Source organism: Alteromonas sp. ISO5, from assembly GCF_058105165.1.
The window spans coordinates 327,622-348,654 of the sequence record NZ_CM176572.1; the positions used below are offsets into that span (position 1 = coordinate 327,622).

A 21,033-nucleotide genomic window follows, 5' to 3' on the forward strand; every position below is an offset into this window, starting at 1 on the left:
TGCAAATTGACGACAGCCCGGAATATTGCGTTGTTCAGCCTTTACAAGCAGCTGGCATGAATATCGCTTACGATTTTTCCACCTGACTGTTCGGCTCCCCGAACATCAAATTTACGAAACAACCTGGAGGACACGATGTCAATTGAGAAGGCATTAGAATTACTTAAATCAAGCGAAGCCAAGTTTGTAGACCTTCGCTTTACCGACACTAAAGGTAAAGAGCAACATGTCTCTATCCCTGTATCATGCGTAGATGACGATTTCTTCGAAGAAGGTAAGATGTTCGATGGCTCTTCAATCGCTGGTTGGAAAGGAATCAACGAATCAGACATGATCCTAATGCCTGACGCTGCAACTGCCGTTATTGACCCGTTTGCTGAAGAAACACAGGTTAATATTCGTTGCGACATCGTAGAGCCTTCAACTATGGAAGGTTACGACCGCGACCCACGCTCTATCGCACGCCGCGCTGAAGAGTTCCTTAAGTCTACCGGTATCGGTGACACCGTGTTATTTGGCCCGGAGCCAGAGTTTTTCCTGTTTGATGACATCAAGTACCACACAGATATGTCTGGCTCAATGTACAAAATCGACTCCTCAGAAGCAGCGTGGAACTCAGGCTCTGAATTTACTGATGGCAACATGGGTCACCGCCCAGGCGTTAAAGGCGGCTATTTCCCGGTACCACCAGTAGATTCAGCCCATGACCTGCGTGCTGCGATGTGTATGGTAATGGAAGAAATGGGTCTGGTTGTTGAAGCTCACCACCACGAAGTGGCAACGGCTGGCCAGAACGAAATTGCTTGTCAATTCAACACTATGGTTGCCAAAGCTGACGAAATCCAGATCTACAAGTATGTTGTTCACAACGTAGCTCACGCTTACGGTCAGACAGCGACCTTCATGCCTAAGCCACTGGTTGGTGATAATGGTTCAGGTATGCACTGTCACCAGTCTATCGGTAAAGATGGCAAAAACATCTTCGCTGGCGACAAGTACGCAGGTTTGTCTGAAGAAGCGCTGTACTACATCGGCGGTATCATCAAGCACGCCCGTGCTATCAACGCTTTCGCTAACGCATCGACTAACTCGTACAAGCGTCTGGTACCAGGCTTCGAAGCACCGGTAATGCTGGCATACTCTGCACGTAACCGTTCAGCTTCAATCCGTATTCCTTACGTAACCAGCGATAAAGCGCGTCGTATCGAAGTACGTTTCCCTGACCCGACTGCTAACCCATACCTGGCATTCACTGCCATGCTGATGGCGGGTATCGATGGTATTAAGAACAAAATTCACCCTGGTGATGCAGCGGATAAAGATTTATACGATCTGCCGGCTGAAGAAGCACTGGCTATCCCAACGGTTGCAAGCTCACTGGAAATGGCGCTTGAAGCACTGGATAACGACCGTGAGTTCTTAACTGCTGGCGGCGTAATGTCTGACGACATGATCGATGCTTACATCGAACTGAAGATGGAAGAAGTCACCAAACTGAACATGACAACTCACCCTGTTGAGTTCGACATGTACTACAGCGTATAAAACGTTGTATTAAGATATATACCCAAAGCCCGCCTCGCGGGCTTTTTTTTTACCCGTAAATCACTACAATCAAAGGCATGCTGAGATTATTTTTAATGCTTAGTTTGTGTGTCACGCCAGGCTACGCTCAGGAAATCTACAAAGTTGTCAACAAAGACGGCTCGGTGACCTATACCGATAAACCGGTAGTCAACGCAGAGCCGGTCGAACTTGGCCCGGATAACCGTATGAGTCTGCCAGCGCCGCAACCAGTCCGGCCTGCCACAACTACCAGTACGACCAGTCAACCCAAGCCGGTTATCGAGGTGGTTAGTCCGAAACCCGAGGCCACAGTCCGCAACAACGCCGGTAATATGACCATAGCCGCAAATGTGCGTAATGCAGACAAGCAAGGAAAATTTAAGCTCTTCATCAACGATACCCTGGTAAAAGAACAATCCAGTGCGGTGTTTCAGCTACAGGGAATCAACCGCGGTGCCCACACATTTTATATCACCCATACAGACAATACAGGCAAGACTCTTGCATCTACCTCCCCACAAACTTTTTACCTGCATCAGGCATCACGTTTAATCAACAATTAGTAAAGTGGTTATTACAGTGCAAGCTAGGGATCCCGCGCACCATGGGGGGTCAATCAGACTTTTAATCGGAAAGTCATTGCACATCTGATAGCAGACTGAAACAATAAGGCACCATTTTGGTGCAACTGGAGAAAGCCCGGCATGCACGCCACGCCGTTTGATACCAATAACTTGCTCGAAAACCTCAACACAGTGCTGGTTGTAATCGATAACTCACTGCGTATTGTGTATGCCAACCATGCCGGACAGGCATTGTTTGCAACGGGCACCAAGCAACTTTACGGTCAGCCGCTGGCTGATTTCTTTGTGCCAAACACCATCAACAAAGCCAGGCTCCGCGCCGCTTTTCGTCGCGGTGAAGACTTTACTGAGAACGAAATTAAGTTGTACTTTCGCGATAACCGGGTAGTGCTGGCCGATTTAACGGTAACCAATCTCAGCACCGAAGATGGCCCCACACTGCTGTTCGAAGTGAAAAAAATCGATCAGCAAAAACGCATATCCCGGGAAAATCAGCAACACGCCCAGCATTATGCCGCCCGTGAACTGATCCGCGGCCTGGCGCATGAAATTAAAAACCCTTTAGGCGGTATTCGGGGGGCTGCACAATTGCTCGAGAAAGCGCTGGTGTCTGATGAACAAAAAGAGTTTACTCAGCTAATCATCGAACAGTCAGATCGCTTGCGCAATCTAGTAGACCGCTTACTTGGTCCTAATTCTTTACCCCGACTTGAATGGTGTAACCTTCATCGCCCACTGGAAAAAGTACGCAGCTTAATGAAGGCCGACACCACTCAGGCGATTGCAATTATCCGCGATTACGATCCCAGCATTCCTGAGGTCAGAGTCGACCCGGATATGCTCCAACAAGCAGTGCTTAATATTGTTCGAAATGCGGTGCAGGCACTGCAGGATTCGAAAACGCCCAACCCGCAAATTCGTCTGGTTACCCGCATTGAGAGACAACTGACCATTCATGGCCACCGGCATCCGCTGGCGGCGCAAATTAAAATCATCGACAACGGTCCGGGTATTCCCAGCGAAATTCGGGACACGTTATTTTATCCCCTGGTCACCAGCAAAGACTCTGGTTCAGGACTGGGTCTATCCATAGCCCAAACACTTGTGAATCACCATGATGGAAAAATTGAAGTTGATAGCCGACCCGGCCATACAGAGTTTATCTTATCCCTGCCAATCGACCGTAAGGAGTCACAATAATGAATACTGAATCTGTATGGATTGTTGATGACGACAGTTCTATCCGATGGGTACTGCAAAAAGCCCTACAAACCGCAAATATCGATTGTTGTAGTTTTGAAAACCCTCAGGATTTACTGTTGCAGCTCGAGTCAGGCCAATACCCCGAAGTGGTTGTGTCAGACATCCGCATGCCGCAGATGGACGGTATGACGCTACTTAATGAAGTGCATCAGATCGCACCGATGATCCCGGTTATTATTATGACCGCCCACTCTGACTTAGACAGTGCCGTAAATGCTTACCAAAGCGGCGCCTTTGAGTATCTGCCCAAGCCATTTGACATTGACGAAGCGGTCACCCTGGTCGAACGTGCACTGGTACATGCTCGGGAACAATCCCGCACTATCCAGGTCCCGCAGCAAGAGTCTGCCACCGAAATTATTGGTGAGGCACCGGCCATGCAGGAAGTATTCAGAGCGATTGGCCGCTTGTCCCGCTCATCCATCAGCGTGTTGATTAACGGTCAGTCCGGTACGGGTAAAGAGCTGGTAGCGCACGCTTTGCATCGTCACAGCCCGCGTGCGGCTAATCCGTTTATCGCCCTGAACATGGCAGCTATCCCGGCCGATCTGGTTGAGTCTGAATTGTTTGGTCACGAAAAAGGCGCTTTTACCGGCGCCCAGACAGCCCGGCAGGGCCGCTTTGAACAAGCCAATGGCGGCACACTGTTTCTGGATGAAATTGGTGATATGCCACTGGATGTGCAAACCCGGTTACTCCGGGTACTGGCCGACGGCCAGTTTTACCGCGTGGGCGGCCATCAGTCAGTAACCGTTGATGTCAGGATCATCGCCGCTACCCACCAGAACCTGGAACAACGGGTGGCTGAAGGCAGATTCCGTGAGGATTTATTCCACCGTCTGAACGTTATTCGGATCCATATTCCATCGTTATCAGAACGTCGTGAGGACATTCCGTTACTTGCCCACCACTTTTTACGCCGGGCTTCAAAAGAGCTGGATGTGGAAACCAAGGTATTGAGTAAAGAAGCCGAAAAGGTGATGGCGCAACTGCCCTGGCCTGGTAACGTGCGACAACTGGAGAACGTTTGCCGCTGGCTAACCGTCATGGCATCTGGTCAGGAAGTACTGCCTTCCGACTTACCGCCGGAAATTCATGCCGATAACGGTGCTGAAAAGAATGCACCACAAAGTGGTGACTGGACGGAGCTACTATCAGTCTGGGTCGACAAGCAGCTTAAGGATGGTCAGCATAATATCCTCGATGATGCATTGATGACCTTTGAGAAAATCATGCTCGAAAGAGCATTACATTACACCCACGGGCACAAGCAGGAAGCCGCCAAACGCCTTGGCTGGGGTCGCAATACACTCACCCGAAAGCTCAAAGAACTGGATATCGAAGGGTAGATTATGCGCTGAGTCGGCGGGCTGTCTGTAACCGCCAGCTCAGGGTTTGTCAGGCTAGCGGGTTAATACGCGGGCCATCGCCTGATTAAAGTAATTCAGCCAGGCGGCGTTAAATTTATTCTGGTTATAGCGGTTTAACGCCACCACCGCCTGCTTTTTAGAGTACAGCGGTTTATCCTGACGTGACTGGCAGTGCGTCATGGAATCAAATGTATCCAAAATGGCCAGCAGTTTGGCACCATCACAGATATCATCATCTTTTAAGCCCAGTGGATAGCCACTGCCATCGGCACGCTCATGGTGCTGCATCACAATTTTACGGGCCATATCCCATTGATCCAGATGCTCCAGCAAGCGGGAGCTTTTATATACATGGGAACGCATCAGGTTAAATTCATTATCGGTGTAAGCCTGTTGTTTATGCAGCAGTTTTAACGGCATAAACGCCATACCAAAATCGTGTACGTAACAGGCAACGGCGAGCTGATCTTCCTCAATCGGGTTACCGGCGATATCGTTCACGTATAGAGCAAGCTTGGCGATTCGGTCACCCTTACCTACCCACTCCTCGGAGCGCTTCTCAATGGTTTGCATCAGATCGCGGAAAAACAGAATATCCAGTCGCTTTTCAGCGCTTATATCTTTTGGCACACCGGTCTTTGACAGTTTGGGTTCACTCGGCTGAGCCAGGATTTCTGGCGTCTGAGGACTATTCGGTTGTGCCTGTGCCCGCGGCTGATCCAGCTCAGGGTTGAGCAACAGTACTGCCTCACTTAACAAGCGGTCGTGGTCGCTGTGATTTTCCGGAGTGATACGAGTAATAGCCATAATCAGTTGCTGATACAGGACACCATCATATTCAGCCCGACCAGAGGCTATTACGCTCTCTACAAACTGTTTAACCCTGTCCATAGTCAACAGCACCAGATCACTCATTATACTGGTGTAGTCCACCTGACCTTTACGCAGATAATCCAGTAAATCCTCGACATGTTGAAGTAACGGAATGATAGGAGAAAAGTTGACTAAGCCCAGGTCGCCCTTGATGGTATGCACCGAACGAAACAGCGCCCGCTGAAGTTCGTTATCCTCAGGTTTGAGTTCAAGCTCGATTAACGTTTGTTCACTGGCCTCGTATAGCTCATTAATCTCTTCAATCAGATCAGTGAGGATCTCGGGTTCAAGGTCTTCAGGGATAAATGTCTGCATTGTTTAGACAACTCAAATGATAAATGCCGCTTTAGACTGCTAGCTAGTCACCAGACCTTTTCGACAGTTCCGGTGGCGAAACACGACATTAAAACTATGTTTATATGACAGTTAGCATAGCACGAGATTTTTGATCGTGGATACTTTTAGCCCGCCCAGCCAAGATGAAACACAGCCTTGTACTGATACAAAAAACAGACTGATCGGACATGCACTGTAGATGTAAACCGTTATAATCCCAAGCTAAATTTTGTAACAGGTAAATAAGTGTTAGCTCTCATCCGAATTCCAGTGGTACTGGTGGCTTTTTTAATCCTCAATGTACTGGTGCTCATCGTCTGTCTGGCGCGGCCGTTTCATCGTGACAATGTTTATCTTGCTGGCCAGCTTTACAGTCAGATAGCCAAATTACTGGGCCTGAAAATCACTATCCGCCGCCCCCCCGGGCTTGATACCGATAAATCTTATGTGATGGTGGCCAATCATCAGAATAGTTACGATATCATCACCATCTGTAAAGCCGCCTTTCCCGGTGTGGTTACCATTGGTAAAAAGAGTCTGAAGTGGATCCCCATATTCGGCCAAATGTACTGGCTGAGTGGTAACATCATGATCGACCGCAAAAACACCGCTAAAGCGCTGGACACGCTGCAGTTAACCGCTAAAAAAATTACCGAAAAAAACCTGTCCGTGTGGTTCTTTCCGGAGGGAACACGGTCTTATGGTCGCGGCATCCTGCCCTTTAAAGTTGGCGCCTTCCGATTAGCCCTCGCCACCGACACGCCGGTGATCATGGTAACCGCCAGCAATTTGCACGAAAAAATAAAATGGAACCGCTGGAATAACGGTGAGCTGATTATTGATATGAGTGCTCCCCAACAGCTGGATAGCAGCCGTTCCGCCAAAGGCTGGATGGCCTATTATCATACGGAGATGGAAAAAAAGTTTGCCTCTTTAAACGACGAAGTCGCCCAAAGCGATAAATCACGATAAAATGTAAGAGACAACCTTTTAGCTAATCAGGCTTTTATTATGACTCAATATGACGAACGTACCGAGTGGTACGAATTCAATCAGGAAACTATCGATGCGCTGTTAAGCGACGGCAGCGAAGCCGATGCGACTTACACCATCGAGCATCACATGGCCTGTAAAGATTTCGATCGTCTGGAGAAAGCGGCAGTGGATGCCTTCAAAGCTGGCTTTGAAGTGACCGATGCCGAAGAAGTGTATCTGGATGATGGTGGCACAGTGTTTTGCTTCGACATTATCGCTGAGCGTCAACTTAACCGTGAATTGCTCGATACCGATATTGACGCCCTGCTGCAAATTGCCGATAAACATCAGGTACATTACGACGGCTGGGGCACGTACTTTATTGGTGATGACGCCATAGGCGAGGAAGAGTAACTCACCAGCTCTGGCTAATCCCCGCCGCTATTGCCGTTGCGGGGATTGGTCCGTCATCACCGCTGGTTAGCGCTCTTACGATTGAGCTATCTTGCCAAACTTACCGCCTCCAGCTTAATTCAACGTCCGCTGGCCGAAGTAGAATGGTGATTGTTCGCCAGTCCGGCACATACCGAGGAGTTTGGCACGCCTGTTTTCCCAACAGATCTGATAAAAAGGCAGTCTCTCAAAGCAGGTTGGCAGTCGGCCAGCAACAACTGGTCACTGCGGCAGCACGACGGAATAGAGTTGATACAGCCCTCTAATCCTGTTTTGTGCTCCGATGATATGAGCACATTAAAGCAGACCGCCACAGAGGGTTTTGGCATCGTTGCCTTGCCCGCTTACACCTGCAAGGCCGAACTAAACGCAGGCCAACTGGTTCGCATTCTACCTGAATGGACAGCCGGCGCTGCCCAACTGAGCCTAATAGCACCGGCGATAAAATGGATGCCTCCTCAGGCCATGTTGTTAGAGGACTATCTGATTAATCACCTGCACGATGATGTAACACCTTAGTTATCCGACATATTAGCGATTTACCTGATGACAAACCGCACAACCACCGGCCACTTTACCCGCAAAATAGTAACGGGGTTCAGCCAGTGATGCAGCGCTTCGGGCTTTATCGACCCTGGCGACAAAATCGCGCATAAAATCCTGCATATAAGGGTGATTTGAGCCCGCATCCACACTTTGCAGGCCAGACGCGATATGTTCAATATTATTCAACGCCGCCATCACTTCCTGACGCTGATTTTCCCGCGCACCAGGATCGCTGCTATCTACCGGCGTCAGAGCAATATCCAGCAGGCGAATTTGCGCAGCCATTCTGGCCATATCAGTCTTGATATCCTGGGGGTCAATGTAATTAAAATCAGGTGGATAAGTGACTTTTCTTACATCAGACAAGTTATAGCTGCAGCCCGCCAACAAAACTGTCATAACAACCGCTGCACCAGCCAGCTTTCGGTGAACAATGGGTAACCGCATAACATCAACTCCTCTTTAGCTTATAGCAAACTTAGGCCGATAAGGGTTGTTATGCAAACATCAGCGACGGTTCAGTTGACTTGTAACAATAAAAGCGTTGCTTTTATCTGGCCGCCGCCGATGTTTTAAACACCTCTAGCGTTTCATACCAGCCATAATTGCCGCGAGTTGCTCAACCGCTTTGACTGATTCCTGGGGATCTATATTAGCCAGTGGATTGTTAAAATCACCCTCTGCACCGGCCTGCACCAGCAAGCCATCACGACGAGGATATACCGAAGTATGCTTATCGAAATACTGAATGCCATATTTCACTTCCGGTTGAGGCATTAACTTACAGGTTTGACCACGAACCGGAATGATTGAGTCGTCGTTAAGCAAAGCTTTCGCACCATAACCGGTACAATTGACGATCACCGACTCATCAAATTGCTGAAAATCGGCCATTGAGGTCAGGGTTCGGTCAATGATCTGGCCGCCGCTACGATAAAACAGGTCGAGCAAATACTGCGAGTAAGCGCTGATATTAAACATCAGTAGGGGAAACTGCCTGACGTGTGGAGTGGCAAATGGATTTAGCAATGGTGATACGTCCCGGGCTTTGGGGTTTAAATCACTGAGCAGCTCTTTACGGTAATTGGGATACGCCGGTTCGCCGGGGATATTGTGCCCGCCATGATCGTCAAAGGGTTTATCTGCAAGGCGGAACATTGTGGTCCATTCCACCGGATTACCGGTCAGCCCCAACAGGGTCTGGAAGCGCAGATAAGATAGCCTGGCCATCCATTGCCAGCGCTCGGCAAACGGCTGAGCATTGGCCAGTGTGACGATGCGGGAGTCCGGCGACCAGATCCCGGTAGCATAGGAAGAACGTACGTAGGGAGGTTGTTCTTTGGCATAAATCGTGACCTTATACCCAGCCCGCTGACAATGAATGGCTGTGGTCAGCCCAACGGCCCCGCACCCTACAACGGCTACCGGGGTTTGTTTATCGGCATTGATCAATGATTCTGCAAGCGCAGCAGTGCCCCAGGATAACGACCAGCCGCTGCCGCCATGGCCGTAATTATGAATAAGTGTTTTATTGCCAACGGTTTCCGTTTCTATTCGTGGTCCGGTCGACCGAAAAGGCCGGGTGCAAACGTTGGTACTGATAATCCGATCCGGGTAGGCGTTGATTGGTGCCAACTCCGGTAGTGATAATGGTAAAGTTGCGGGCGATAAAGGTAACTGAGCAGAAGAGGGTTTTGTACTGACACAACCACCAAGGGTTGCCGCGATACCTGAGCCTGCGGCTCCCTGAAGAAAACGACGACGATGCATGAGGGCTCCATTAATGTCCAGCCTGAAACAGGCAGGGTTCAATTAAGTCCTGATGTCAAAATTACAAACGCTAGGGAGATGATCTTAATGCCATTTATACCAGATTACCCAGTCCCTCGCGGGTAAACAAGGTCAATTGTCGCGGTATCCGGGGATCTGCCTCTAACTTGATCGGCTTCCAGCACGCGATCAGAGCTCAAAAATGGTTGCCAAATCCTAGCAACACAACCTCTTACCAGCGTCTCTCAGGTGCCAAAAAACCGTACTTTTTTGTTTAAATAAGCTTATTTTAAGCCGGTAAGCTTACTGTAAATAAGTAATTTCACCTTCTCACCTGCCAGCCAGCGTGCGTGGTTACTGCACTAATAAAAGAGCTGCTCAACAATTCTACAACTCCGTCAAAAACTTGTCATTTCTCTGTAGCAAAGCACTTATAGTGTTACCTGCACTTCAGGACAGTAATCCAAAAATATCAAGCAGGAGCAACACACAGATGAAAGCAAAAATCCTGTTGCCTCTTGTACTCGGTTTACCGGTATCAGCAATCGCTGACGACCTGTTTATCTCCGAGTACATAGAAGGCAGCTCAAACAATAAAGCGATAGAAATTTATAATCCCACCGACAGTGCTGTTGATTTGACAGGTTACCGCCTGGAAATCTATTCAAATGGCGGCACTTCTGCTGGCACCACTATCACTCTGTCGGGCATGCTCGCTAGCGGCGATGTTTATGTGGTAGCTGACAACGACGCCGATGCCTCAATTCTGGCGGTTACCGACCTGACCAGCACCAGTTCTTTCTATAATGGTGATGATGCAGTGATACTGGTTAATGGTAGCGCTGTGGTAGATAGTTTCGGTCAACTCGGTGTCGACCCGGGCAGTTACTGGGAATCAAACGGCGTCAGAACGCAAAACAGAACTCTGGTTCGTAAAGCATCGGTCACTTCTGGAGATATCAATCCTGATGACACTTTTGACGTTTCACTTGAATGGGAACAGTTTGCTCAGGACGACATCAGTAATTTAGGCTCCCACAATGGTGGTGGCGACACTGGTAGCGGTGATGACGACGAAGACCTGACTGATGTGTGCACGAATTGTCCCGATCTGGACAAAGTGGCCGATGCGGCAACTTTTGACCCAGCTAGTTATTACGCACCGGTGCAAACCGAAATAGACGCCAACTCACCGGTCGAGTTCATTAAAATGGCACTTAACACGGTGATTAGCGCCGACCATACCGTGCTGAGTTACAGCGAAGTATGGACAGCTCTGACAGAAACCGATGAAGACCCGGCCAATGCAGACAACGTAATCCTGTTCTATTCCGGAATATCGTTACCGAAAACCAGTAATCAGTCTGGTGTTAACAATAATGATTTCTGGAACCGTGAGCACGTATGGCCAAACAGTCATGGCTTTAGCAGCCAGTCATACGAAGGCTATACCGATATTCATCACCTTCGCCCTGAGGACGTAACCGTTAATGGTTCACGAGGCAATCTTGACTTCGATTACAGCGACAACCCGCTGTCTGAAGCGCCCGAAAACCGCATTGACGGTGATTCGTTTGAGCCCCGTGACGCAGTAAAAGGTGACGTGGCGCGCATGATGTTATACATGGACGTACGTTATGAAGGCTCTGGCAGTGACAGCACGCCAGATCTGGTCCTGGTTAACCGCAACACCGGCCCGGGTGAAGCGGCACTAGGCAAACTCTGCACGCTAGTTGCCTGGCATAAGGCCGACCCGGTTGATGCTGCTGAAGAACAACGTGCAAACACGATTTATGAGTACCAGGGTAACCGTAACCCGTTTGTTGACCACCCTGAGTGGGTAGATTTGCTGTATCCGGCTGACAGTTGTGATGACGAACCGACGGATCCTGAAGAACCACCAGTCGATCCGGAAGACCCACCGGTCGGTGGAGCCAGCCCGCTAATTCTGAGCGGTGTCATTGACGCAGATTTAAGTGGCGGGTTGCCCAAAGCTGTTGAAATCTTTGTGACTCGTGATATCGCCGATCTCAGCGTTTGCGGTATCGGCTTCGCCAACAATGGTGGTGGTACAGATGGACAGGAGTATACCTTCCCGTCTGACTCTGCCCAGGCAGGCGACCGCATAATCATAGCGTCAGAAACCTCACAATTTGGCGCCTTTTTTGATAGCACACCAGACTATAACAGCGGCAGCGTGTCCATAAATGGTGATGATGCTATTGAGCTGTTCTGTGACGGTGAAGTCGTGGATGTATTCGGTGATCCGGATGTAAACGGTGACTATGAAGCATGGGATTACACCGATAGCTGGGCATACCGCAAGTCCAATACCGCGGCCAGCACATCTTTTAATGAAAATGACTGGCTCCTGCCAGGACGCTCAGCTCTGGACGGCGAGAGCACCAATGCTACCGCAGCGACCCCTTATCCTTATAAAACCTTTACGGCCGTTCAACCTGAACTGTTCATCTCTGAATACACAGAAGGCAGCGGCTTCAATAAGGCTCTGGAAATTGCCAACCTCGGTTCGCAAAGCGTTGATCTGTCGGCGCACAGCTATGTGATCAGTGTGTACTCTAACGGCGGCACCAGCCCGTCCTTCAGCGTTACCCTTAACGGAAACATTGCTGCTGGCGATGTGTTTGTGATTTCTCACCCTGACGCTGACGCGCCACTTCCTACAGTTTCAGATCAGGAAGCTTATTTGAACTTCAACGGTGACGACGCGGTTGTGTTCTTCAAAGACGGCGAAGTGATTGATGCTATTGGTCAGGTAGGCGTAGATCCTGGTTCTCAATGGGGAACAGGAGACACCAGCACCAAGGACAATACGCTGCGTCGCTTGCTGTCGGTTACAACCGGTGACAGCAACGCAGATGATGCCTTTGATCCATCTCTGGAATGGGAAGGTTTCCCGAATAACACGCTGGACCACTTCGGCATTTATGGCGATGGAGATCCTGGCGACCCGGGCGACCCCGATGAAGAATTTGGTGTCTGTTATGACTCTGCCACCTACATCAGTGCCATTCAGGGCAGCACCAATACGTCACCTCTAAGCGGACAAAGCGTGATCGTGGAAGGTGTTGTCACCGCGGTATTCCCTGATTTAGGTGGTTTCTTCATGCAGGAAGAAGACGCTGACCACGATGCCGATCCACAGACGTCTGAAGGTTTGTTTGTTGAACTGGCAGAGTTACCATCTGGCCTGCAGGCATCCGACATTATCCGTGTTCAGGGTAATGTGGCAGAACAATACGGCCGTACCATTTTGTCTGCGGTGACTGACTCAGCCATCTGTGGCACAGGCGCTGTAACAGCAACCGTAATCAGTCTGCCTCAGGACAGCACCGACGGCTTTGAATCAGTAGAGAACATGCTGGTAGTGAACGCCACTAGCTGGGATATCTCAGACACTTACAGCTTTGTTCGCTACGGTGAAATTCGGGTGTCCAATGGCCGTCTTTACAACCCGACGCAACTGTTTGATGCAGGCAGTCAGGAAGCCATTGATTATGCCGACTTTAATGCCCGTAACCAGTTGATCATCGACGATAACCGCGATGGTTCTGACAATGCCGCGCCATTACTGTCTATCGGAGATGTAGGTCCATACAATCCGCTGCGCTCTGGCGACAGTGTCACCCGGGTTGAAGGGATTATGGATTATGGCTTCAACGCTTACCGTATTCGCCCTGTTACTGACGTGACCGTGGTAAATACCAATGTGCGTAACGACGCACCGGTAATTGCCGACGGCAACCTGCGAATTGCCAGCTTTAACGTACTGAACCTGTTTAACGGTAATGGCGACGGTTCAGGCTTCCCAACCAGTCGTGGCGCCGACAGCGTCTCTGAATATGAGCGTCAGTTGGCGAAAATCGTTAAGGCGATTGTTGCCATCAATGCCGACGTTTTGGGCCTGATGGAAATTGAAAACGATGGCTACGCCAGCACCAGTGCAATTGCACAACTGGTAGATGCGATTAACGCACAAATGGGCGCAGGTACCTACGATTACATCAGCGTGGGTAACGGTATAGGCACCGATCAGATTGCAGTAGGGATGATTTATAAACCTGCGGTAGTTGCACCACAGGGGGCACCTGAGCTGCTGACTTCAGCTAACAGTATCGTTGATACCGACGGTCCATTGTTTGATGATTCACGTAACCGTCCATCACTGGCCCAGGCGTTTGTTCACAGCGAAACCCGCCAGACCATTGTGGTAGATGTTAACCATCTGAAATCCAAGGGTTCAGGCTGTGGTAGTGGCGATGACGACACAACAACAGGTCAGGGCAATTGTAATCTGACTCGGACACGTGCCGCGCAGGCCCTGGTAGTCTGGTTGAATGATACGTTCCAGGATATGCCGTTTGCCGTACTGGGTGATTTGAACAGCTATGGCATGGAAGATCCAATTCAGGTACTTGTCGAAGCAGGTTTAACCGATACGGCACGCTCCGTTCTGGGCGACACTGCTTACAGCTATACCTTTGACGGTTTGGTTGGCAGCCTCGACTATCAGTTGGTTAACGCCGCTATGGGTGAATGGTTGGTAGATGCAACCGAGTGGCATATCAATGCTGACGAACTCAGCATTCTCGATTACAACGAAGAGGATAAAACCGCTGACTTCCTCAATGAGCTGGTGTTCCGAGCCTCAGATCATGACCCGGTAGTCGCGACTTATCAGTTGGACATGGCGCCACTGCCAGGCGACATGGATGGTGACTTCGATGTGGATATGCTTGATATCCGTGCCTTCCAGATGGCTATTGTGCGCCGTCTGCCGCTCGGTATGGAATATGACTTTAACAATGACGGGCGCGTCAATATGCGTGACCTGGTTGCCATGCGAGCACTGTGCACTCGCCGTGCATGCCGTCCTTAATGTAAAATGGAGTAACAGATTATGAAGAAATTAATTTTAACCCTGGCCAGTCTGGTTGCGTTTAGCAGCCAGGCAGCGGTCATCTCGGTAAACCTTGCCGATAGTGAAATTGCTGTAGGTGAAACGACCACCGTAAATATTACCGGTGAATTCGACAGCCAGACTGAAGCCTTCGACTTCGCTCTACTAAGAGTGTTTTTCGATAATAGTTCATTGCTGGTTGATGCACTGAGCCTGGTATCCGATCTGCCGTCAGATGATGTGAATTTTGACCCCTATGTTGAGCTTTATGAAAACGCCGGTGATGTAACCATGGGTTGGTCCAGCTTATTTGCAGGCACCTATACTAACCCTGCCCCCTTTTCACTTTTCAGCTTTGACGTAACGGCTACAACTGAAGGTTTATTTGATTTCACGTTTGACGCAACGGACATGAACAGCTTTGATTTTTTTAACTCAGCTACCAACGCCTCTATTTCATACGAGATCAACCAAGCCAGTTTAACCGTTACAGATGGCGTAACTGCCGACGTTGCGGCGCCGCAAACGGCGTTGCTATTAAGCCTGGCAATAGGTGGTTTACTGGTTGCTCGTCGTCGCAGCTAATCAGGCTATCCTTAACAACTCAAAACCCCGCTTCTGCGGGGTTTTTTATTATCCGCACCAGCCGTTCATTGACCGGGCAAGCCCGACATCCCGTATAATCAACTTGAACCAAACTAACAGCCCCCCTGTTTCAATCCCTCCCGGGGTTTGTTACCCTGCTTGCATACTGTCTCAGACCACTTCAGGATCTAACAATGAGCAAGGCTAGGCTCTTCCGGTTAACCCCGGTACTTTTGTTACTGTCCGGCACTGTGCAGTCAGCCGATGACTTCCCGGTCAATATCGCCGGTCATGTGCGCCTCAATTACAGTTATCAGGACTGGCAGGAAGTTGAGTTACGCGACGGTTTTGGATTTGAATCACTCAAATTAACGGTATCCGGTGAAACTGACCAATTCAGTTATAAAGCGGATTACCGCTGGTATGAGAATACTGATTTTAATACCGTACGCTATGCCGACCTGACCTATCATTACGACGCTCGTACCAGCATCTCGGCTGGGGTCACTAAAGTCCCCTTTGGCTTATTGCCCTTTGCTTCCAACAGCTTTTGGTTTTCCATTAACTACTACATCGGCTTTGAAGATGATTATGACCCGGGCGTGGTCGTGCAATACCAGAAAGACAACTGGGATATCCGTGCTGGCTACTTTTTTAATGATGAATATAACGATGCAGGACGTTTTGGTCGTTACTCTTTTGATATTGCTGATAACGGCGAGTTTCGCAATCAGGAGGACGGTCAGTACAATCTTCGCGTGAGCTATACGGCCGGTTTAATCAGGGGTGCTACCACTGAATTTGGCGTGTCCTGGCAAGCCGCAAATGTGCTCAACTTAGACACCCTGGACGAAGGTGACATGAACGCCTATGCCGTGCATCTTCGCCATACCCAGGGGCCCCTTGGCGTCGCCCTGCAATATACCGATTACGATTACGATCTGGCCGCCCCGGAAGGCCAGACCACCGACCGCCTGGCCCTGTCGGCGTTTGATTTTCCCTTCCTGACAGCCGCCAAAGCGCACAGTTACACCGCAGCAGTCAGTTATGAATTACCGCTCAAAGTAACCGGCCTGACGCCGATTAAATGCTATTCCGAATATGGCGCAGTAGAGCCTGATGTCGCAGCAGGACTGCGTTCCACCCAATGGGTTAATGGCTGCAGTTTCGGCTGGCGTGCGTTGTATTTCTATGTGGATAGTATCCAGGGTAAAAATATGTGGTTTTCCGGCGGTTCCGGCATTGGTCTTGACCTTGGCGGAAACCAGGATTCCACCCATCGTTTAAATATTAGTTTAGGCCTTTATTTTTAGTGACCGTTATGAAAAATCTGATTTTAATGCTGTCCCTGCTTGTTGCAGTTGTAAATAATGCCTCGGCTCACGCGTGGCGCACACTCACCATTGCCACCACAGAATATCCCCCCTATACCTCCACTGAAATGGAGCACAACGGTTATATAAATCACATCATTAGCGAAGCCTTTTTAAAGGTTGGCGTGGACGTCGATTTTCAGACCATGTCCTGGGAAGACGCTGTAGCTAACGCCAAAAACGGACAGTATGATGCTGTTTCGTATGCCAACTTCACCCGGGTTTACAGCGTGGACTTTTGGCTGAGTGAACCGATTACCTCTGAAAGCCTGGTATTTATGGCTAACGAAAGCCTGCCCATTAACCAGTGGGACAGTCTGGAGCAGCTTAAACAATATAAGATTGGCGTGACCAAGGGCTACGCTTACAACGATGAACTGTTTGCTTTTTTTAACCAAGCGCCCAATAAGGTGACCTTCGAAACTGATAAAGCCAGTCTTGAGGCTTTAATTAAGGGCGATATCAGCCTGTTCCCCATAGACGAACTTACCGCCTGGTACATGCTACAACGGGACTTCACTGAGTTTGACCGGGACGAAATAAAAATGCTTAGGCCATTTATTTCCACCGTCACAACCCACTTGTTAATCCCCCGCCAGCATGACGATGCGCAGTTGCTAATGGCATTATTCAACAAAGGCCTGGAGGAGCTGGCGATGGAAGGTAAACTGGATCGCTTTAAAACGCTGCTGCGCGAAGGCTATTATCAGCATCCGGAGAAGCCGGTAAATTTTGACCGCCGCTAGGCCTCAGAGGATCCCGTTAAGGCAGCATTTTTAACGCCAGTTGGCGAGTGTGCGAAAGTATTCGTGCATCGCCTGCGTCGCCATGGCCTGGCACCACAACCTCAACATCAGGATAGCGTCTGACCACCCGGGAAACCGAGTCCGGCCAGGCGCGCACATCCCCTTCAGCGGTATACCCCAGTGAAAAACTCGCCGCCTCCCGAATAAAGCAGCCACCAAATAACAGATTATGCGACTTAATCCATACCACACTATTATCCAGCGTATGCCCAGGCCCAGGGAAAAACACCTCAATCTCGTCGGGGATCACCCAGGCACTGCCATCAAAACCATTTTTCGCAGGCGTTTCCCCTTGTTCGAGAAAAAAGGTATTGGTGAGCGAATAAGCCCACGACGGAATACCTTTATCATGGAACCTCGCCAGATGTCCGCCAGCATCTTCATGTGAGTGTGTGGTCACTACGGCTTCAAGCAATAAATTCCGTTCTTCAAGCCAGCCAAATAACGTATCCACGTCTTCGTCGTCCCAGGGAGTATCAATAAGTACTGCCTTCGCGTTGCCGGTTTCGACGATCATGCCGTTGCCGCTGACCATGCCAAAGCCCTCGACCAAACGTTCAGAGCGAAACAGGTACACTCCCTCTTGTAGCGGGCTAACAGTCAGATTTGCCGCCAAAGCCGGCCAGGTTATGCCAAACAGGGAAAAAATAGAAAACAGAGAGACAGCGGTGCGGCTTATCATTGTTAAGTTTCGCTTCAGTTTTTGTTCAGCCTGAATTTCGCACACTGCACTAACAGTCATTGCAGACTCAACAGGATGAATGGATGATGAAAAATCTAAGAGTAACACAAACCTTACTTGCTGCGACGCTGGTGTCACTGAGCTTTATCACTTTTTCTTCGGCGGCCCAGAACAAGGATGTAGCAGTCAATGAGACCATTAATACGCCTGAACTCAATGCCACTGACAAGGTAGTGACGCGTGTAAAGAAAAAAGACCTGAGTAGTATTTCAGCCAAATCCGGCGAGGAGCTTCGCACTACCAGTCACAGCGTTGACTATTGGTTTTACGATGCCTGGATGACCCTTTATACCGATCGTGATTACGATGGCTACTACGCCAGTTTCGATTTGGAGTTTGACGCCGACACCAACTATTACCAGGCACCGGTATATGCCATTGTTTACCTGGGCACGAATGATTATTACGAGGCCTTTCATATTACTTCGGTTTTCAACCTTTACAGCGACAGCAGTGATGATTCCGTTTTACTGGAAAGTGAATTGGTGACCGGATACCCCAGTAACGACTATGACGTTTTAATTGAATTAATCGATGCCCAAACTGATCAGGTTCTGGCCACTATTGATGCCTACGAAGATGCCGATTTGTCTTATCAGAGTATGGAAAGTGTCGACTATGACCGCCCGGTGACTTCCGAAGTCGTGATTGAAACCCATGCTGGTAGCTGGAGCTTGTGGATGAGCCTTGGCCTGCTCGGCCTGACTTTCTGGCGGCGCAGATAAGCCGGTAAAGTAAAACGGGGCCTTTGGCCCCGTTGTTTATTGATTCATTACTGACAATTCCCTTGGTACCACACACTGCCATCGGTTGAGTTCAGGGTTGATGTACCCCACGTAGAGCCCGCCAGAGGATCATCGGAGCCGCTGGCAAAGTAATCCGGCGCATAATAATAACCGGTACTATAAGCACGCCCTGCAACCTTGTGATAGTAATTAGCCGTGGTATGTTCAACACAGTTTGCCGTATCACCGCCGCCGGTATCTCCACCAGTATCACCTCCAGTGTCACCACCGGTGCCGGAACACGCCTGAACCGGGCCACTGCACGAGGCATCGTCGTCCTGCCAGACGCACATACCGCTACTTTGTACCTGTTCTGTAAGTTTAAAAGCGCTTGTCGAGTATTCCAGATAACAGGTTGAATAGCCGGTGTAATCCAGTCGACCCGCACTGATATGCTGATCGAGGGTTGCCACCTGACCGGCGTCTATCTCTACGGATAACTGGGTATCACTGCTTAAACCGCTGGCATCGCTAGCCGTTACCAAAATGGTTTGCACGCCACCAGGTAACTCACAGGCTGCGGCACTGAAAGACAAACCGTCAACACTGGCAGTTTGTGCGCCGGTAGCAAATACCACCTCTACCGCAGTCAGGTCCTGATTTTCGTCATAAACCGAACCGGTAACCGTTGCACACTGGCCATTAACGTCCACCAGCACGTTTGATAATACCGGCGCAGCTGGCGCTGGCGGCGGGCCAACACGGACACTGACTGACGTTGCTGCTGACACTGCCCCCACATCATCACTGGCCGTAACGGCTACAAAGTATAAATCATCCGGTAAAATGGCAGACGTTACCGAGAAACTATCATCACTTTGTGTTGCCGCTGAATACTGATACTGATCGCCATTATTATTGGTTATCATCACATCGACGTTGTCGACATAGCCTTCTGCGTCGGTAGCCGTGCCAGTAACTAACAACTGTCCATTGCTTTCAACAGCGTTCACGTTGCTTAATTCAGGCGCCTGGTTACGGTCTACCCGTTTATTGTTTTCGCTAAAATATTGTCCCAGATACATGGCATAGTTAATGCCAGTACCACTCACGTAAGAACCACTGGCACCGGCCCCACCCGACCAGGAGTGATCCACGCCATTCAGCCAAATCATGGACACCCGTCCTTCTTCCCAGAGATATTCCTCGGCCGTACGCGAACCACTACCAAGCTGATTGCTGCCCGGTAATTCACTTACGCCATACGCACCAGCCATCCCTTCAGCATTTTGACGGTTATAGCAGGTATCCACGGTGGTATCGGCATCACCGTGTGCGATGGATGCGATCTGATCATCAAGCGAGCCGCTGTAACTCCCCGCATATTGTTGGCATCGCTGCGCGACGTTGGCGTACTCACAGCTTCCTATTGCACCACTGGAACTGGTGCCAATGCTCGGGCCGGCGCTCACTCCTACACCAGCGAACACATCCGGCGCTATACAAGCAGTGGTGTTAGCGAAAGCTGCGCCGGATGATAAGCCGGCCACATAGACCTGATCTTCATCAATGGCATAACCCGAACTCGATTTCATTGCGTTTACCAGCGAAAGAATATTGGCATAGTCACCAGCAGTGCGGGACTTGCTGCCCTGCCAGTAAGACCAGCAACTAAAGCCGGCTTTGTTCATTGCATCAGGAACCGCTATAACCATCCCATAGCTTTCAGCTGCATCTTCAAGATTTGCTGAAAGGTATGCGTTTATGGATTGTGTGCAGCCGTGAAGTACGACTAACAGCGAGCGTCCCTGCCCTATCGGCGATAGCGAATCAGGGGTATAAACGTGTACTTTATTAAAGTTGCCTACTGCAACATTCTGTTGCCAGCTTCCCGCCTGAGCTGGTAAGGCCAGCGCTGCAAACAGCAGTGTCCCTGCTACCAGTAGTTTGTTTTTAAATATCATGTTACCACCTTCTTCTTGTTTGTGTTTACAAAGGATTAATTTATTGTTGATCATTTGTTAAATAAATCCTGTAACACTTTCGTACTGTGCATAGTGGAAGGAGTAAAACCAGGCTCTTGCCCCGTAAAGCAAGACCAAAGTAGTAGGTGACACTGACCAAAGTAGCAGGCGTGGGATAACC

The 21,033-nt window shown here is 49.6% G+C and carries 17 protein-coding genes; 12 read left to right on the forward strand and 5 right to left on the reverse strand.

The genetic code is table 11. The features are described from left to right. Nucleotides 1–135 precede the first annotated feature (135 nt). The 4 genes from glnA (at nucleotide 136) to glnG (ending at nucleotide 4,762) form a co-directional block, all read left to right on the forward strand. Nucleotides 136–1,545: a glutamate--ammonia ligase gene (gene glnA, locus AC2T0J_RS01430; protein WP_489808431.1), complete on the forward strand. Its 1,410-nt coding sequence runs from the start codon at nucleotides 136–138 to the stop codon at nucleotides 1,543–1,545. Between the two features lie 77 nt (nucleotides 1,546–1,622). Next, the gene (locus AC2T0J_RS01435; protein WP_489808432.1) at nucleotides 1,623–2,129 is read left to right on the forward strand and encodes a DUF4124 domain-containing protein; all 507 of its coding nucleotides are present in this window, start codon (nucleotides 1,623–1,625) and stop codon (nucleotides 2,127–2,129) included. Between the two features lie 141 nt (nucleotides 2,130–2,270). Next, nucleotides 2,271–3,350 (forward strand): nitrogen regulation protein NR(II), encoded by a 1,080-nt coding sequence (glnL, locus tag AC2T0J_RS01440; RefSeq protein ID WP_489808433.1) that lies wholly within the window; start codon nucleotides 2,271–2,273, stop codon nucleotides 3,348–3,350. After that, complete coding sequence (glnG, locus tag AC2T0J_RS01445; RefSeq protein ID WP_489808434.1) at nucleotides 3,350–4,762, forward strand: nitrogen regulation protein NR(I); 1,413 nt, start codon at nucleotides 3,350–3,352, stop codon at nucleotides 4,760–4,762. Before glnL ends, glnG begins: the two co-directional genes overlap by 1 nt. Before the next feature lie 54 nt (nucleotides 4,763–4,816). Here glnG and AC2T0J_RS01450 read toward each other — a convergent pair whose 3' ends face one another. Next, nucleotides 4,817–5,971 carry an HD domain-containing phosphohydrolase gene (locus AC2T0J_RS01450; RefSeq protein WP_489808435.1) on the reverse strand — a complete coding sequence of 385 codons (1,155 nt, stop codon included), beginning with the start codon at nucleotides 5,969–5,971 and terminating at the stop codon, nucleotides 4,817–4,819. Between the two features lie 267 nt (nucleotides 5,972–6,238). On the opposite strand from AC2T0J_RS01450, the gene AC2T0J_RS01455 reads away from it, so the two are divergent. The 3 genes from AC2T0J_RS01455 (at nucleotide 6,239) to AC2T0J_RS01465 (ending at nucleotide 7,939) form a co-directional block, all read left to right on the forward strand. Next, on the forward strand, nucleotides 6,239–6,964 hold the full coding sequence (locus AC2T0J_RS01455; RefSeq protein WP_489808436.1) for a 1-acylglycerol-3-phosphate O-acyltransferase: 726 nt from the start codon (nucleotides 6,239–6,241) through the stop codon (nucleotides 6,962–6,964). Nucleotides 6,965–7,003: 39 nt separating this feature from the next. Continuing rightward, a complete protein-coding gene (gene rraB, locus AC2T0J_RS01460) occupies nucleotides 7,004–7,381 on the forward strand; it encodes a ribonuclease E inhibitor RraB (protein WP_489808437.1) in 378 nt (125 codons plus the stop codon). Nucleotides 7,382–7,531: 150 nt separating this feature from the next. Next, nucleotides 7,532–7,939, forward strand: a complete 408-nt coding sequence (locus AC2T0J_RS01465) for a LysR substrate-binding domain-containing protein (protein WP_489808438.1) — start codon at nucleotides 7,532–7,534, stop codon at nucleotides 7,937–7,939. Nucleotides 7,940–7,951: 12 nt separating this feature from the next. Here the strand turns inward: AC2T0J_RS01465 and AC2T0J_RS01470 are convergent, their stop codons facing one another. Together AC2T0J_RS01470 and AC2T0J_RS01475 are read right to left on the reverse strand one after the other, a co-directional pair. Further along, nucleotides 7,952–8,413 carry a hypothetical protein gene (locus AC2T0J_RS01470; RefSeq protein ID WP_489808439.1) on the reverse strand — a complete coding sequence of 154 codons (462 nt, stop codon included), beginning with the start codon at nucleotides 8,411–8,413 and terminating at the stop codon, nucleotides 7,952–7,954. Nucleotides 8,414–8,548: 135 nt separating this feature from the next. Further along, nucleotides 8,549–9,736: an FAD-dependent oxidoreductase gene (locus AC2T0J_RS01475; RefSeq protein WP_489808440.1), complete on the reverse strand. Its 1,188-nt coding sequence runs from the start codon at nucleotides 9,734–9,736 to the stop codon at nucleotides 8,549–8,551. A gap of 493 nt (nucleotides 9,737–10,229) precedes the next feature. Here AC2T0J_RS01475 and AC2T0J_RS01480 point away from each other — a divergent pair, with 493 nt between their 5' ends. The 4 genes from AC2T0J_RS01480 (at nucleotide 10,230) to AC2T0J_RS01495 (ending at nucleotide 17,361) form a co-directional block, all read left to right on the forward strand. Further along, on the forward strand, nucleotides 10,230–14,636 hold the full coding sequence (locus AC2T0J_RS01480; protein ID WP_489808441.1) for an ExeM/NucH family extracellular endonuclease: 4,407 nt from the start codon (nucleotides 10,230–10,232) through the stop codon (nucleotides 14,634–14,636). Nucleotides 14,637–14,657: 21 nt separating this feature from the next. Beyond that, entirely contained in the window at nucleotides 14,658–15,242 is a 585-nt protein-coding gene (locus AC2T0J_RS01485; protein WP_489808442.1) for a hypothetical protein, read from the forward strand. A 194-nt stretch (nucleotides 15,243–15,436) separates the two neighbouring features. Beyond that, nucleotides 15,437–16,555 (forward strand): hypothetical protein, encoded by a 1,119-nt coding sequence (locus AC2T0J_RS01490; RefSeq protein WP_489808443.1) that lies wholly within the window; start codon nucleotides 15,437–15,439, stop codon nucleotides 16,553–16,555. An 8-nt stretch (nucleotides 16,556–16,563) separates the two neighbouring features. Continuing rightward, nucleotides 16,564–17,361: a substrate-binding periplasmic protein gene (locus tag AC2T0J_RS01495; RefSeq protein ID WP_489808444.1), complete on the forward strand. Its 798-nt coding sequence runs from the start codon at nucleotides 16,564–16,566 to the stop codon at nucleotides 17,359–17,361. 16 nt (nucleotides 17,362–17,377) lie between these two features. On the opposite strand, the gene bla is transcribed toward AC2T0J_RS01495, so the two are convergent. Beyond that, entirely contained in the window at nucleotides 17,378–18,163 is a 786-nt protein-coding gene (bla, locus tag AC2T0J_RS01500; protein WP_489808445.1) for a subclass B1 metallo-beta-lactamase, read from the reverse strand. Between the two features lie 23 nt (nucleotides 18,164–18,186). On the opposite strand from bla, the gene AC2T0J_RS01505 reads away from it, so the two are divergent. Beyond that, a complete protein-coding gene (locus AC2T0J_RS01505) occupies nucleotides 18,187–18,888 on the forward strand; it encodes a choice-of-anchor H family protein (RefSeq protein ID WP_489808446.1) in 702 nt (233 codons plus the stop codon). A gap of 47 nt (nucleotides 18,889–18,935) precedes the next feature. Here AC2T0J_RS01505 and AC2T0J_RS01510 read toward each other — a convergent pair whose 3' ends face one another. Then, nucleotides 18,936–20,852, reverse strand: coding sequence for an extracellular catalytic domain type 1 short-chain-length polyhydroxyalkanoate depolymerase (locus AC2T0J_RS01510; RefSeq protein WP_489808447.1), 1,917 nt, complete (start codon nucleotides 20,850–20,852; stop codon nucleotides 18,936–18,938). Nucleotides 20,853–21,033 lie beyond the last annotated feature (181 nt).